Here is a 15,035-nt window from a genome sequence, read left to right as displayed (position 1 = left end):
TCCATGTCACGAGTTGGGAAATGTATCGACAATGCACCAATTGAAAGTTTCTTTGGGCATTTCAAGACAGAGTCTTATCATCTCAAGAAATACAAGACTTACGAGGAACTAGTCGCAGATGTGGAAAGCTATGTCCAGTTTTACAACACACAACGCTATCAAGCAAAATTAAACAACCTGCCCCCTTGGGAATTCAGGAATCAGGTTGCTTAATATCTTTTAGTATTTGACTGTCTACTTGACAGGGAGCCGTTCAAAGCCCCTTACCTCTTTACGTTTCATAGACTTAACAGATTGACGCAGTGGTTGATTGATATCTTTGTTCGCTTTCAAGCTCCAAAGATAATCTAATCAACTGTGCAGGGGTGGGACAACGAAATCGAACTCTTACGAGTTATCGATTTCTGTCCCACTCCCTATTTGTCCTTAAAGTAACGTCTTGTTTCACGAATAATGATTGGGGAGAGGGCGAGGAGAGCAATCAAATTCGGTAGTGCCATCAGACCATTGACAATATCGGCAATGACCCAGATGACATCCAACTGCAGAGAGCCTCCTAGAGCTATCATGGCAATAAATACCAAGCGATAGAGAAGGATGAAGCGTGTCCCAAAAAGAAACTCAAAACACCGCTCTCCGTAGTAACTCCACCCCAGAATAGTCGTAAAGGCAAAGAGAACTAGGCTGAAAGTCAAGGCGAGAGCACCTGGAGTGCCAAATAAACTCGCAAAGGCCGCCTGTGTCAGAGGTGCACCTTGTAGTCCCTCCACCGTCCATTGACCTGTCACCAAGATAGATAGACCCGTCAGACTACAGATGATAATGGTGTCGATAAAAGTACCAATCATGGAAATCAAGCCCTGCTCAACAGGCTGGTTTGACTTGGCTGCTGCTGCCGCAATCGGTGCTGAACCAAGACCCGATTCATTCGAGAAAACCCCACGCGCAATCCCGTTTTGAATAGCCGCACGAACGCTTGCACCTGCAAATCCTCCAAGAACCGCAGTCGGGGTAAAGGCACTTTTCACCACTAAAATAAGAGTCGGCAGTAGTTGATCCACGTTTACAGCTAGTAAAGCAATCGTTGCTGTAATATAAAGGAGCGCCATAAAGGGCACCACCTTGGTTGACACCTTTGAAATGGACTCAATTCCTCCAAAGATAATCAATGCGACAATCACTGCTAGAATCACACTCACTATCTGCGGTGAAAATGCAAAACTATTTTCCAAAGACGAAGTAATCGAGTTGACCTGCGCAAAGGTTCCAATTCCTAGAAAGGCGACCAAGACTCCTGAGATGGCAAAGAAGATGGCCAAGGGTTTCCATTTTTCACCCATCCCTAGCGTGATATAGTGCATGGGACCTCCTGCCACCTGACCATTGGCATCCTTGGTGCGGTATTTAATAGCTAAAAAACCTTCGGCATACTTGGTTGCCATACCAAAAAAAGCTGCAACCCACATCCAAAAGAGGGCACCTGGTCCACCAGTCTTAATCGCCGTCGCCACCCCGACAATATTTCCTGTACCGACTGTTGCCGCAAGAGCCGTACAAAGGGCTGCAAAACTAGACACGTCTCCTTGACCGCTTGCATCATCTGACAAGACTAAGCGAAAAGCCCGCGGTAATTTTCTGACTTGAAATAGCCCCATACGAAATGTGAAATACACCCCTGTTCCCACCAAGAGCATCAGCAAGGGCGGTCCCCAAACCAGACTATTCACACGCTGCAAAAGTTCTAACATTCCATCTCCTCCACATTCTACTGTCTCATGAAAACGAAAGAGCTTGACTGCGACCGTCAAACTCTGCTTTTATAGCGTATAACCATAATGAGATAGGAGGTGGATACTCTTCCACTAGCCTAGGGGAAATTCACTTCCGCATTCCTATGCTCTGTCCTTTTGCCTGAGAGTTTGAGTGATGTACTGCATCACCTTGCCCCTTCGGCGCCATTACGGTCTCTCCAGAGTTCCGTCTTTCCCACAGTTGGACCCAAGTCCTCCCACGAGATGTCAACCGGTATTTCGTTACTTACTAGTATAGCGAAAAAATGAAAAAAGGCAAGAACATTTTTTGAAAGTTTCATGAACGAAGTAAGTGGATTTTTCCAAACATACCTGACTTAGACTCCTTCGCAAATGCTAGACAGCTAGCATTATAGTCGTTTCGTTTGCTTTTAGTATTCGCTCCAATAGTCTGGAAGACTTGTTGGAGGTTGGAAATAAAACGAGTGTAACTCGTGTCAACAGCTACAAGCATAACTGAACTCGGGCCAAAAGCTTAGTGAAAAAGAGACGCAGATGTTTCGGCTGTTGCTACCTTTAGGTATAAACGAAATGAGTATACCACTAGGAATTGAACATCGTACCCTATCAAAGAGTAATCTGAAACGCCTCGAAATCGCTTGTACTCTCCTCTACCAAAAAGAAATCCTCTTCATTGATGAAGGGTTATCTAGTCTAGACCAAACGAATGCAGCTCATATCCTCTACTTGATTGCCAAAACAGGGTTGATTTTCACAAAAATTCTGATATAATTGAATTATCTGAAAATTTAGACGAGGAGATTAAAGGTATGACGAAACATATCCATTGGGATGGGCAACTGTCGCAAGAAGGACTTGATATCATCAAAGGAGAGGGGGGCGTGATTGTCTGCCCTACCAAGGTTGGCTACATTATCATGACTGCTGACAAGGCTGGTTTGGAGCGAAAATTTGATGCCAAGGAGCGCAAGCGCAATAAGCCCGGTGTTGTGCTATGTGGTAGCATGGAAGAACTCCATGAATTGGCTCAGATGACCCCAGAGATTGATGCCTTCTACCAAAAACATTGGGACGAAGATATTTTGCTCGGCTGTATTCTTCCATGGCGTGAGGAAGCCTATGCCAAGCTCAAAGCCTATGGCGATGGTCGTGAGGAATTGATGACGGACATCCGTGGAACTTCTTGCTTTGTCATCAAGTTTGGCGTTGCCGGGGAGCAAATTGCCAAGGAAATGTGGGAAAAAGAGGGTCGTATGGTCTATGCTTCTTCCGCCAATCCATCTGGAAAAGGAAACCGCGGTAAGGTCGAAGGGATTGGGGAGCGCATCGAATCAAAGGTAGACCTCGTCATCGAGGCAGATGATTATGTGGCATCTATCCAGCCTGATAAGACGCTGGAAACTCGCTACGAGCAAGGAGTCATGGTCTCTATGGTGGACGCTGACGGTAAACTCATTCCAGAACAAGGCAAGGACAGCCGCTCTATCTCCCCATGCCCTGTTGTGATTCGTAAAGGTCTTGACATTGATAAAATCATGATGCACCTGTCAGACCACTTCAACTCATGGGACTACCGCCAAGGGGAATATTACTAATCTTTTTGACGAAAACAAATCAACCCAGCTCTGGAAATGAGCTGGGTTTTATTCTCTTATGGCAAGGTGATACGCATCATTGACCTCAATCGCAAGGACATCTTGAGCAGAATGCTCTTTTACTGTATAAATGGATCCATAGGTCCACAAATCCCGCTTCTCCTTTGCGTCTTGCCCCGTCCAATCCATCGCTCCCCACCGGCTCGACGGAATTCTTTGACCTGTATCAGAACGAAATAAAACCACTTCCGCTAATACCGTCACAAATTCATCTAGTTCTTCTTCGGACACTAGCGTATTTGTCACACGATAATGATGCCCGCCTCCATCAATCATGCGGGCATCTCGATGATTGATACGGAATGTCTCTCCAATCATCAGTCCGTCTTCACCAGAAACAGCTGGCTTCCAGCGCTCATCGCTTGCAACTAGTTCATCACTAGGTTTGACACGATAATAATCATCCTGTATACCAATACACAAGCCACCGTCACGAATCCGATAGAGATTTTGAACGCTCAAACTCGTCCCTTTATTGCGTTTGTCCTCACCCATCACTTCCAAGTGTAAAAAGCGTAGCTCAAGTCGATCCAATTCACTGACATCAACCTTCTGATTCAAAATAGTATAGCTTCGTTGTTGATAAGAAAAGGTTGTGAAGTCTTCCCGATGAAATACAATAGCTCTCTGACCTTGTTGACAGGCCATCAAGCAGGTAACACTCAGCAAAACAATCAAAAACAGAAACTTTTTCCATTTCATGAGATCCCTCCTAAACTCGGTAACGTTTTACATGCATCAAACAGAATGCTACACAAGTCATCCCTACTATCCAGCAGCATAAGGTTAGCAAATAAGAACGATTCAAACTAATGATGAAATTAGCAGGCAGAACAATAGGACACCAATAATGGCCTAGAAATGTCCGATTACTTGCAAAAAGCACCAACAAACATTCAATAAACGCAACCGCAAAATTGACACCCTTTGCTAGAAATAAACTGAGCACCAGATGAACATGATACACAAAAATCGTAAACCCCCAACTAGCAAGACCAATGGCCAGATACGGTATATCCTTGTAAACAAAGGTCGCAATGAACCACCATAACATCATGGTTGGCAGAAGGGACAAACCATCTACCAATACGAACTTTGCACCCCACAAGCACCAGCTACGCGCTTCACTCCGAATGTATTGAAAATGATTCGCTTGACTTTCCTGCTCAACTAATAAGATAGAAATAATGGTATAGACTAGACAATTTGCCAACATAGGAAAATAGATCGCAGCTTCTAGCGCATATGAACTCGGAACAAAGGCCAGGTAAGCGGGTATCGTGATATATTCTAGTAAACTAAAGCCGACTAAAAACAAAACTGCATACGAATGACGAATCTTAAGCCATTCACTGTGTACGATGGCCATCAGCCTGCTCCTTTCTCATCCAAATAACCGCCCCTAAGCTAGCAAGAACCAGAGATAAAGCGATAGCCATCAGCAAAGACAGTATATCTATTGATGCTGCTGGTGCCATGGTATCTCCCGACGGTTTTATATGTAGTAAAATTGCCATCACCTTATAATGATAAGTGTAGGGAAACAGGTACCACCAATTCGTTTGGGCGATGAAAGGGGCCACTAAAAAACAAAGAAAACTATTGACCACTAAAACAAAGTAGGCATTAAAATACTCAAAACAGCTATACAAAAAAGGAATATTCCACAGGACTGTCAGTAGTACAAGAAACAGGGTCATCACATTGGTAAGCCAATGGAGGATCATTGTCGGAAACAACAGCGAGACAAGATAGAGAAATAACAGAACAAAACCGCTCGCAATGACTAGCTGGTAAACCACAAGTAGCCACTTCACGAAATAGATGTTTGCAGTCAAAGTCCCTACTAGCACATTCTGAAACCGACCCGCCTGCTTTTCCGCTTGATAATCGTACAGACAAAGCAAGCCAATCAGCACAAAGAGAAACAACGCCTCCCACCAATACATCGTAAAACTTTCCAAAATATCGGGACTGCCAATCAGAAAGGCAATGGCTAGCGTTAAAAAAGGTAGTATCAGAGCAAGTTTTTTCTGTCCCGCTCCTTTCAACTTTAGGTACTCAGATTGAAGGATTGCTTTCATCTCACACCTCCATGTACAATACTAAAAAAGAGTTGTTCCAAATCATCCTCATGGCAATTTTGCTCATTATAGCAAATCTGCCCCTGATGTAGAATCAAAATCTGATCCGCTATTTGACTGACCTCATGTAATTGGTGACTAGAAACAAGGATTGTCATCTGCTTTTCTTTTAAAGACCGAATCAACTGAAGTAAATCCTTGATACCATCCGGATCTAAGCCATTAGTCGGCTCATCCAAAATCAGAAATTTTGGCTCTATTAGCATCGCCATTCCAATTCCTAGACGTTGCTTCATCCCTAGTGAAAATGCCTTGACTCGCTTCTTGCCAGTATCTGATAAACCAACCATCCTGAGCACTTCCCAAATCCGCTCGTCTGAAATACCATACAGCAAGGCTCTCGTCTTTAGATTGTCAAAGGCAGATAAATTCTGATAAATAGCAGGATTTTCAATGAGTGCCCCTAATGTTCGGCTTCTATCTCTATCGTTCTGTGAGCGTCCATCCATCAAAATCTGCCCCTTATCTGCTTTCTCAAGTCCAAACAAGATTTTCATGAGAGTTGATTTCCCTGCACCATTCACTCCTAAAAGACCACAAACAGTACCTGACTCAATCTCAAAAGAAAGATCCTGCAGAACCACCTTATCCTTAAATTCTTTCTGAAGATGCTCTACTTGAAGATGCATATTATTGTCCTCCTTTTGCTTTTGTTGACCATATAGTGCATTGAATAAAGGTTGGACATCGTTCAGTTACTTTGATGAACGCCAATTCTATCTGCAACTCCTTTCCTTGTCCTATTCCCTTCTCAATCCGCTATAAGTATACACTCACTTGTTCAGAATTTGTTCAGACTCTTCCAACAAGAAAAAAACTAGGAGTACGATGCTCCTAGTTTCCAATCTCTTTATCCTCAATAGCGAATAGGACTTCTGCGCCACTAGTTGGTGGATTATGCAATTGCAAGTAACCCTGATGTAGCTTGGCAACCCCTTGTGCAAAGGTCAGTCCAATCCCATAATGTTCACCACTTCTTCCACCATCTTCGGTGAAAAACAAGTTGGTTCCCTGCAGGAGCGCATCTGCCGAAAAAGGAGCACCATCATTCCACGTTTTAAATAAGAGGTATGAATCGTCACGGCAAATGGTCAAATCAATTCGACCACCATCTCTCCCATATTGAACAGCATTGACCAAAATGTTCATCAAAGCACGGTGTAGCAAAAGGGCATTTCCCCAAAAGACGACCGACCCCACTTCATTTATCAGATGAAAATCGATACTCTTTCGATCTAGCATATCCTTCGTCTCGCTCCATACATCGTCTACAAGCTCCTCTAAGACAATGCGTTCTCGGTGACTGTTATCTTCATATAAGAGGCGTGTGTAAGATAGCATAGACTGAAAATACGTTTCAAAGATCGCAATGCTACGCTCCATAGAGCCTACAAAACTAACCTGTTGATTCGTCAGTGAAGTCATACCCAGTAGTTCTAAGTTCCCTTTCAAGACCGTTAACGGAGTCTTGACATCATGAGACAAGGCTGCCACTTGAAAGGATAGGTCCTTCTTTTCCTTTCGCTCTGCATCTAGCAAGTGTGCTAATTCTTGGCTTTTTTCCTCGAGTGTTCCTAAAATTTCTTCAAATTCTAGTAGCCTTGATTGAACCAATCGTTTCGATACATGTGGCTTGCCCATGCTCAAAGAAATACTTCGCACTGCTTGAAAATTCTGAGAAAATTCCTTCACCAATCGCAGAACAGACCAAGTAATCATCAGACATTCTCCTACGAAAAAAAGGATATAACTAAATACATTCCACGAAATGAAGCGCAGGGCAGGATTGGTAAATTCGGGTATTAGAGGTTGGCGTACCACGAGGGAGAACCGGTGATTGGAGTAGGGAACATAGGCTGTCGATCCATGTACATTTTCTTTTTGACTCTCAAAAACAGCTTGATAGTATTTCTGTTCCATCTCCTGATAGTGTCCTACAAGAAGCTCTCCCTTTGATTGGTCAAATAAAGCATAGTCATAAGGCAAGAGGTTCATCTGGTCGGCAATAGCCTCAACTGTAGCACTCTCATCAATCGAAACAGATAACTGAGCATTCGGAACTGCTACTTGCTGCGTCGTAATGAGTAAGTAAGATAGGGCAAGTATTCCGAATAACAGAGCAATTGTTCCAAGTGCAACTTCTCCTACACTGCGTAAAACTCGTTGTTTAATGGAGTATTGTGTCATCTGCATATTGATACCCTATCCCTCTTATGGTTTTAATTGGATTGACACCATGTGGCGCACATTTTGTCCGAATCTGATAGATATATTCTGAAATAGAATGAAAAAGGACATCTGCCTCCTCATCATAGACATGTTCATATATTTCTTCTCTCGTAAAGACTTTTTGTGGGTAGTGGGAAAGCAACTCTAAAATAGCATACTCTCGATGTGTTAAAGGTAAGGTCTGACCTCGGATGCTGACTTTTTTCCCCTCCAAGAAAAAACTGACTGGACCTAGTTCACGAACAACCTGATTATACCTCTCTTGAGCCTGACGAGTCCGCACCTCTCTCCTGAGATGGGCTTCCACCTTTGCGCTCAGTTGCTTGACCCCAAAAGGCTTTGTGATATAATCGTCCCCTCCCAATTGCAAGCCCTTTACAATGTCTTCCTCAGCATCTCTAGCGCTGATAAAAACAATCGGTGTCTGTATCTCTTGCCGAATCGCTCTACAAATGGTAAGCCCGTCTGTATGTCGTAGCATAACATCTAGCATAATCAAGTCAAATCCCTTAAACTCTTTCGGATCAATAGGAATTGACACTTCCTGACGAGTTGTGACCGAAATATTTTTCATTTCTAAAATCGTACGAATTAATTTCAAAATTTCCTCGTCATCATCTACTACAAGAATCTGATACATCTGTCTCCCTCCCTTTTCTCTATTTATATTTTTTGAACGAACTTTGATCCATCCGTCACTTTCGACTTGTCGTACTCATACTCAATAAAATTCAAGAGCAGACTAGGCGACGCCTATGCAGATAGGACTGAAATGCAGCACAACGTCTACTTTGAGTTTTTGAAGTGTATCAAGTATTGTCCGCGTCTTCCGTTCCTTGTCTGAAAGTTGATTCATTTAACTATAGCACACTTTTTTCAGAATTCCTTCATACTGACGTCAAAATTTCCCCAAATATGCTACAATAGCACCCAATAAGGAGGTATACGATGCCTGACACATTCCACTTAAAAGCCTTTACAGAAGCTGAGAACCAGCAGATTTGGGAAATCAGCTATAAAGAAGTTTCACCCAAACGGAAAAACTATTCTGCATCTTACCAAGCCTATGAAAACTTTGAAGCCTTGAAAGAATGCGACGACTATCATTTTCTACGGTTACCGAGAGTGCAGAGGATTTTTATCAGAGAAAAACCCAGATGGTTAGAAATGGGCATAATTATCTATGATGCTGCTTACTGGGGTGGCAGTTACGGCACTCAGGCCTTCACTCTTTGGACAGAGTATATCTTTACGACGATATCAGAACTGGATCATATCGGTCTCACCACTTGGAGTGGCAATCAGCGCATGATGAAAGTTGCTGAAAAACTCGGCATGACCAAAGAAGCCCAAATCCGCAAAGTCCGCTAGTGGCAAGGTTTCTATTATGATTCCATTAAGTACGGTATTCTAAGAAGTGAGTGGGACGTACAAGGTAACAACCATTAAATCAACCTTCCTATAGCACAAAACCAACCTCGTATTTGAGGTTGGTTTCATTTTTTCTAACCCACTGCTGCTTTCACCTGCTCCTCAATCTTTTCCGCGGTAAGACCATAGACTTCCATGAGGTAGGCTTGTTGCCCCACTTGACCAAAGGCTTCGTCCACACCGATACGATAAACGGGAGTTGCTGGACTGGTGCTGACCAGTTCACAGATAGCGCTACCGAGACCACCTATACGGTTGTGATTTTCTGCGGTAATGACTGGTTTTCCTGCCAGCAGACCGAGCAGGTCTTGGTGAAGTGGTTTGATTCTAAAAAGATCTATCACTTGAACAGCTATTCCCGCTTCTTTTAGACTATCTGCTGCTTTCAAGGCCTGTTCAACCATGATACCACTCGCAACGATCGTCGCATCCGCTCCCTTTCGCAGGACACAATACCTCTTACTAAAGTCTTCATCGCCTTGATAAATGGCAGTCGGAGCTTTGCGAATGGTGCGAATGTAGTTCAGTCCATCTTCCTTCAAGGTCTCATCAAGGACTGCCCGGAACTGGATGTCGTCGCTCACTTCATAGACATGCGCTTTAGGAATCAAGCGCATCAATGCCAGGTCTTCAAACGGCATATGGGTTCCACCGTTCATTTCAGCAGATACCCCAGCATCTGAACCGATTACTGTCGCATTCAACTGGGCGTAGCCCAATGAGAGAAAGATCTGGTCAAAGACGCGCCGACTGGCAAACGGTCCAAACGTGTGAAGATAGGGTTTGTAGCCTAAGATAGCTAGACCAGCTGCCACACCAATCATTTCTTGCTCCATGATTCCTACATTGACATAGCGTTCACCAAGGATTGTGGCTAACTTATTGGTCGACATAGAGCTTGATAGGTCGGCTTCCAGAGCAGCCAGCGCCGGATTGCTCTTACCCATTTCAGCGAGGAAGTCGCTGTATACCAAGCGCATTTCTTTTGTTTGTCTCATCTTGTGACCTCCAATTCTTTGGCGAATGATTGAGCAACTGCTTCCAAATCGTCTGCCAATTGACCCGATAAGCGCAAATGGTGATTGCTTTCCATTTCCTCAAGAAGATCCACCCCCTGCCCTTTCACCGTATCTAGAACAATACATTTAGGACGAGGTGAAGCACTTTCTTTCATCGCTTCAAGGGCTTCCAAAATCGCTTCAATGTTAGATCCGTCCACACGAACAGCTTCCCAACCAAAGGAGGCAAATTTCTCTACAAAATCAAAGGTTTGACAAATGTCATCCGTCCGCCCATCCAATTGTTTCTTATTATCATCAACAAAGAGGATCAAGTGGGACAATTGCTGGTGAGCCGCAAATTGAGCGGCTTCCCAACACTGGCCCTCATTCAATTCCCCGTCTCCGACCAAGGTATAGGTATAATAAGGCGAAGCCGTAATTTTTTTACCATAGGCAATCCCTGTTGCCACGCTCATTCCTTGTCCGAGCGATCCCGTCGTCATATCAACCCCGGGTGTCAAATTCCGATCAGGATGAGACGGTAGCCGAGTGCCGTTGCGATTGAGGGAGTGGAGAAAGTCCTTGTCAAAGAAACCTTTTAGGTGCAAGGCGCTATACAAGGCTGGCCCTGCATGTCCTTTTGAAAGGACAAAATGATCGCGCTCTTTAGAAGCGAAATTCTGGACGTTGACGTCCAGAACCTCACCATATAGAGCGGCTAGCACTTCCACAATCGACAAGCTACCACCATAATGCCCAAAACCGAGTTGATTTAAAGTTGTAAGGGTATGATAGCGAATTTCTGTTGCAAAACGCGTCAATTCTTCTAGCCGTTTGATCATAGCTTATCCTTCTTTCTGATCTTTCTTGATAACTGATAAACCAATCATCAGGGCTAAAATGGCAACAATTCCAACTGAAACTGCCATTACCCCACCCTTATCTGCTAAAAGACCGAGGAAAATACCTGACAAACCAAAGTCCGCATCAGAAAATGTTGACCCCGCAAATCCAAGATTTCCCATAACAGGGAGCAGGAAAACTGGAAGGAAGCTGATTAACACCCCTTGGAGGAATGAGCCGATAACTGCACCGCGAACACCACCTGAAGCATTTCCGATAACCCCTGCTGTCGCACCGCAGAAGAAATGAGGAACAACACCCGGCAAGATGACCACACCACCTGTTGCAATCAAGATGAACATGCTCACAATACCACCAATAAAGCTAGAGATAAAGCCAATCAAGACAGCATTCGGAGCGTATGGATAGACGATCGGACAGTCCAAGGCTGGTTTTGAGTTGGGTACCAATTTTTCTGAAATCCCTTTGAAGGCAGGAACGATCTCTGCCAAGATCAAGCGTACACCAGATAGGATGACAAAGACACCCGCTGCAAAGGTACCACCCAGAGTAAGGGCATAGACCAGACCGTTTGTCCCCCCGCTCAAGTTTTCCTTAATGTAGTCACCGCCTGCAAAGAAGGCAACAATCATGTAGATGATCGACATGGAAATAGCGATACTTACAGTACTATCACGTAGGAAAGCTAAACCCTTAGGGAAGTTAATATCTTCTGTTGAGGTTGATGTATCCCCAACAAGACGACCGACGAAACCGCTGAGCCAATAACCAAGTGAGCCAAAGTGACCCAGTGCCACTTTATCATTGCCCGTCAATTGTACCATGTATTTTTGGACGAAAGCTGGTGACAAGGTCATAATCAAGGCAAGAGCCAGACCTCCCATGACAATCAGACCGATAGAGGTAAAACCTGCCACGGACATAATGACTGCAATCATACACGCCATATAAAGGGTATGGTGTCCTGTCAAGAAGATGTACTTAAAACGAGTCACACGAGCGATTAAAATATTGAAGACCATACCGAGCAACATGATCAGAGAAGTTGCCGTACCATATTCTGTCAAGGCAACCGCCACGACTGCTTCATTATTTGGCACAACTCCCGTCAAATGGAAGGCATGCTCAAACATCTGGCCAAACGGTTGCAGGGAATTTTGAACAATTCCTGCCCCACCTGAAACAACTAAAAATCCAACAAAGGTCTTAATACCGCCTTTCATAATATCCGAAAGTGGCTTCTTCTGTAAAACCAAGCCCAAAATCGCAATCAGCGCTACCAAAATGGCAGGTGTCTTTGCGATATCAATTAAAAAATCTAAAAACATACCTCTTCTCCTCCTAATCGAAGCTCGTCATACTCCTTGGGTCTAGGAACCCTAGATAATATTACTCTAGGTAGCTGATTGACGCTTATACTCCATAAAAAATCAAAAGTAGCCCAGATAGAACTGAAGTTCACCAAGTCATGCTGACAAGGGATAAGATGATTTTTGAAGAGTATTGCATGCCAACCTTGCCATAGAGTAACATTCTTATCTGATTTGTGGAGCTAAGAAATCACGATTTCCGCTCCGCTCTTATCATACTAAGCCTTTTTCCTGACAGATTGTTGTAACCAATTCTTTTAGTTCGTCCATATCAATAATACTATTTAAGACACGGACATCTCCCAAATGAGTCGCAGAATCTGCCAAGTCACGACCGACAATCCAGACATCTGCTTCACTTGGATTTGCACCACCCAAGTCATAGTGCTCAACGTTTACATCTGAAACGCCTAAGTCTCTCAAGATTGACTCAATATTCATTTGCACCATGAAACTTGACCCCAATCCTGAACCACATGCAGTACCGATTCGTAACATATTAGTTAACCTCCTTTATTAAGTCTGCAATATCATCAAAAGCTTTGGCCTTGATGAGTTGTTGAATATTTTCTTCCTTTCGTAAAATGGCTGTTAAGCCTGAAAGTGCCTTTAGATGAGTCTGGTTATCAATTGCAGCAATGCAGATAAGCAGACGAATTTCATGAGCCGGGTCATCCAGTAGATAAACAGGGTGCTCCAAGGCTAGCATGGACATCCCAATCTGATTGACCCCGTCTTCTGGACGTGCATGAGGAATAGCAACACCTTTTCCCAAATCAATAAAGGGACCAAAGGCTGTCACTTTGTTGATCATCGCCTCGATATAACTCTCTTCTACTGAACCGTTTGCCACTAGCGGTTGAGCCGCGAGTGCAATCGCTTCTTTCCAATCCAGCTTCTCACTGGAGCGTTGGAAGGTCTCTGTTGTAATAAGTTCGTCTAACATAGGACTTCGTCTCCTTCGTTCATAAGATTGTTGGTTCATAAATTGCACCAACTCATATTTCAAGGACTGTTCCCGATGAATCGTCGCATACTTGCCAATCACTGACAATAATTGCTCAATTTCAATTGGAAAATAGCCTGCATTGGGGAATTGCTCACTGACCAGTTGAAACAAGTCCCTCTTTTGACTACCCGTCATCAACTGAGGGATCAAGAAGAAAGGGAGGCTCGTTTCTAACTTAATCGTTGCAAATACCATGTCATACTCTTCGCTCTGGCGTTCTTCAAACTCTTTCAGCGAATGCGTATCCGCAAAGGAAATCGTTGGAAAAAGCTGGCGGAGACTTTCTTTGACAATTAGAGATGAGCTGACGCCATTGGGGCAGACCACTAGGGCTTTGTAGCGAAAGGAACGCTCTTTTTTCGCCTCAATGTAGCCTCCAAAATGAATCACAAAGTAGGACACTTCGCTATCTGGAACAGCAAATCCGAGATGGGCTTCTAAAGGTGCCAAGGCTTTTTGTACCAATTGGAACAAGTCCTTATGCTCTTCCTTAATCACATCCGTATAGGAATTGACATTGACCAAGTGGGAGGTCAAGCGATAATAGGCTGGAATCAAATGGCGCTGTAAGCCCTCAATCATCTCTAGTCGATTGTCAAATTCGATCAACGACAACCGCTCCATCTCCTCGACAATCTCTACCGTCAACCGATAAAAAAGACTGTCTTTTTGCCCAAGATTGCCCTCCAAACACCCTTGTAAGAGTTGCGCTAGATAGGCTTTCCAGCTCGGCGATAAGGCTTGGGTCAAGCCTTTTTTTAGTGCCAAAACACCCCAGAGCTGCTCGACAAATTCTTGAATAAAGGCAAAGGTCGTTTCCGTCTCTCGCTCCATCTCGATCTGAGCTCGTTCTCTACGGATGGCTAGAAATTGCAAAAAGTAGAGATACTCGTCTAATCGATCTTCCAAGGCTGATACCTGATAAAATTGACACGCCTGCTGACCAGTCTTTTTCAACAGACCAATCACATTGATTTCCTGCCAAGACCTCAATACATAATCGAGAGCCCAAAGCCCGATTGAGCTCTGCAAACAATCACTGATCGCATAGAGAGCTAGACGGTGCTTGTCTTCTTCCCGACCATTTAGATGATAGCCACGCGCCCGCGTATAGTCGAAAGACACCCCAAACTGCTGGCAAAGTTCTTTTACCTGCTTAATGTCCGAAAGCGTTGTATTTCGACTGACGCTCAAGAGTTCCTGATAATGCACATTGGAAATAAAATCTTTCCGAATAAAGGTATAGAGATAGATCAGGACAAGTCGCTCATCCTGTGACAGGTAGATTTGATTGTTGCGAAATAGTTCAAAAATCTGATAACTTTCCTTAAGCAGCGCTTCGGGAACACGATAGTTCCCGTCTTGCTCCTCAATCACCGCAAAAGCCTGCGCTTCTAAGACTTGATTGACTTGATGCAAACTGGTCAACAACTGTTCCTTCTCAATCCCAGTCTGAATACTCAATTCATACAGGCTCATCTGTTGATTGGCAAACAATTCCATCAAGATTGCAATGGTCCGGTTATCAATCATATCATCCTCCTTGGTTTTATTGTAACC

At 43.9% G+C, this 15,035-nt stretch carries 15 protein-coding genes, 1 pseudogene and 1 riboswitch; of the genes and pseudogenes, 4 read left to right on the top strand and 12 right to left on the bottom strand.

The window, feature by feature from the left end:
- Positions 1-213 (top strand): IS3 family transposase (locus E4T82_RS10645; RefSeq protein WP_167753614.1); only part of this gene is annotated, 213 nt, incomplete at its 5' end.
- 203 nt (positions 214-416) lie between these two features.
- Here the strand turns inward: E4T82_RS10645 and E4T82_RS10640 are convergent.
- Entirely contained in the window at positions 417-1,748 is a 1,332-nt protein-coding gene (locus E4T82_RS10640; RefSeq protein ID WP_135182773.1) for an alanine/glycine:cation symporter family protein, read from the bottom strand.
- 141 nt (positions 1,749-1,889) lie between these two features.
- Positions 1,890-1,983, bottom strand: a riboswitch (glycine riboswitch).
- 359 nt (positions 1,984-2,342) lie between these two features.
- Between E4T82_RS10640 and E4T82_RS10635 the strand changes: the two genes are divergently transcribed.
- Positions 2,343-2,543, top strand: a complete 201-nt coding sequence (locus tag E4T82_RS10635) for a hypothetical protein (RefSeq protein ID WP_135182772.1) — start codon at positions 2,343-2,345, stop codon at positions 2,541-2,543.
- Between the two features lie 38 nt (positions 2,544-2,581).
- Positions 2,582-3,367, top strand: a complete 786-nt coding sequence (locus E4T82_RS10630) for an L-threonylcarbamoyladenylate synthase (protein ID WP_135182771.1) — start codon at positions 2,582-2,584, stop codon at positions 3,365-3,367.
- Positions 3,368-3,415: 48 nt separating this feature from the next.
- Here E4T82_RS10630 and E4T82_RS10625 read toward each other — a convergent pair whose 3' ends face one another.
- The 6 genes from E4T82_RS10625 to E4T82_RS10600 all read right to left on the bottom strand — a co-directional run bounded on the left by E4T82_RS10625 (position 3,416) and on the right by E4T82_RS10600 (position 8,440).
- Entirely contained in the window at positions 3,416-4,129 is a 714-nt protein-coding gene (locus E4T82_RS10625) for a NisI/SpaI family lantibiotic immunity lipoprotein (RefSeq protein ID WP_135182770.1), read from the bottom strand.
- 10 nt (positions 4,130-4,139) lie between these two features.
- Positions 4,140-4,796, bottom strand: a complete 657-nt coding sequence (locus tag E4T82_RS10620) for an ABC transporter permease (RefSeq protein WP_135182769.1) — start codon at positions 4,794-4,796, stop codon at positions 4,140-4,142.
- Positions 4,777-5,511 (bottom strand): lantibiotic ABC transporter permease, encoded by a 735-nt coding sequence (locus E4T82_RS10615; protein WP_135182768.1) that lies wholly within the window; start codon positions 5,509-5,511, stop codon positions 4,777-4,779. Before E4T82_RS10615 ends, E4T82_RS10620 begins: the two co-directional genes overlap by 20 nt.
- Entirely contained in the window at positions 5,508-6,200 is a 693-nt protein-coding gene (locus E4T82_RS10610) for an ABC transporter ATP-binding protein (RefSeq protein WP_135182767.1), read from the bottom strand. Before E4T82_RS10610 ends, E4T82_RS10615 begins: the two co-directional genes overlap by 4 nt.
- A 205-nt stretch (positions 6,201-6,405) precedes the next feature.
- Complete coding sequence (locus E4T82_RS10605; RefSeq protein WP_135182766.1) at positions 6,406-7,764, bottom strand: sensor histidine kinase; 1,359 nt, start codon at positions 7,762-7,764, stop codon at positions 6,406-6,408.
- Positions 7,739-8,440 (bottom strand): response regulator transcription factor, encoded by a 702-nt coding sequence (locus E4T82_RS10600; RefSeq protein WP_135182765.1) that lies wholly within the window; start codon positions 8,438-8,440, stop codon positions 7,739-7,741. Before E4T82_RS10600 ends, E4T82_RS10605 begins: the two co-directional genes overlap by 26 nt.
- A 308-nt stretch (positions 8,441-8,748) precedes the next feature.
- Between E4T82_RS10600 and E4T82_RS10595 the strand changes: the two are divergent.
- Positions 8,749-9,249 (top strand): annotated as a pseudogene (locus E4T82_RS10595) (GNAT family N-acetyltransferase).
- Positions 9,250-9,305: 56 nt separating this feature from the next.
- Here the strand turns inward: E4T82_RS10595 and E4T82_RS10590 are convergent.
- From E4T82_RS10590 to E4T82_RS10570, 5 genes are all read right to left on the bottom strand, one after another.
- Positions 9,306-10,229 carry a transketolase family protein gene (locus E4T82_RS10590; protein ID WP_135182763.1) on the bottom strand — a complete coding sequence of 308 codons (924 nt, stop codon included), beginning with the start codon at positions 10,227-10,229 and terminating at the stop codon, positions 9,306-9,308.
- Entirely contained in the window at positions 10,226-11,074 is an 849-nt protein-coding gene (locus tag E4T82_RS10585) for a transketolase (protein ID WP_135182762.1), read from the bottom strand. Before E4T82_RS10585 ends, E4T82_RS10590 begins: the two co-directional genes overlap by 4 nt.
- Positions 11,075-11,077: 3 nt before the next feature.
- On the bottom strand, positions 11,078-12,424 hold the full coding sequence (locus E4T82_RS10580) for a PTS ascorbate transporter subunit IIC (protein WP_075098524.1): 1,347 nt from the start codon (positions 12,422-12,424) through the stop codon (positions 11,078-11,080).
- 255 nt (positions 12,425-12,679) lie between these two features.
- Positions 12,680-12,964: a PTS sugar transporter subunit IIB gene (locus tag E4T82_RS10575; RefSeq protein ID WP_135182761.1), complete on the bottom strand. Its 285-nt coding sequence runs from the start codon at positions 12,962-12,964 to the stop codon at positions 12,680-12,682.
- 1 nt (position 12,965) lies between these two features.
- Complete coding sequence (locus E4T82_RS10570; protein ID WP_135182760.1) at positions 12,966-15,008, bottom strand: BglG family transcription antiterminator; 2,043 nt, start codon at positions 15,006-15,008, stop codon at positions 12,966-12,968.
- Positions 15,009-15,035 lie beyond the last annotated feature (27 nt).

Origin of the sequence: Streptococcus cuniculi, from assembly GCF_004570575.1 — a bacterium.
Classification (GTDB): domain Bacteria; phylum Bacillota; class Bacilli; order Lactobacillales; family Streptococcaceae; genus Streptococcus; species Streptococcus cuniculi_A.
The sequence above is the reverse complement of the archived record's forward strand: the minus strand, read 5'-3'. Positions and strand labels throughout refer to the sequence as shown.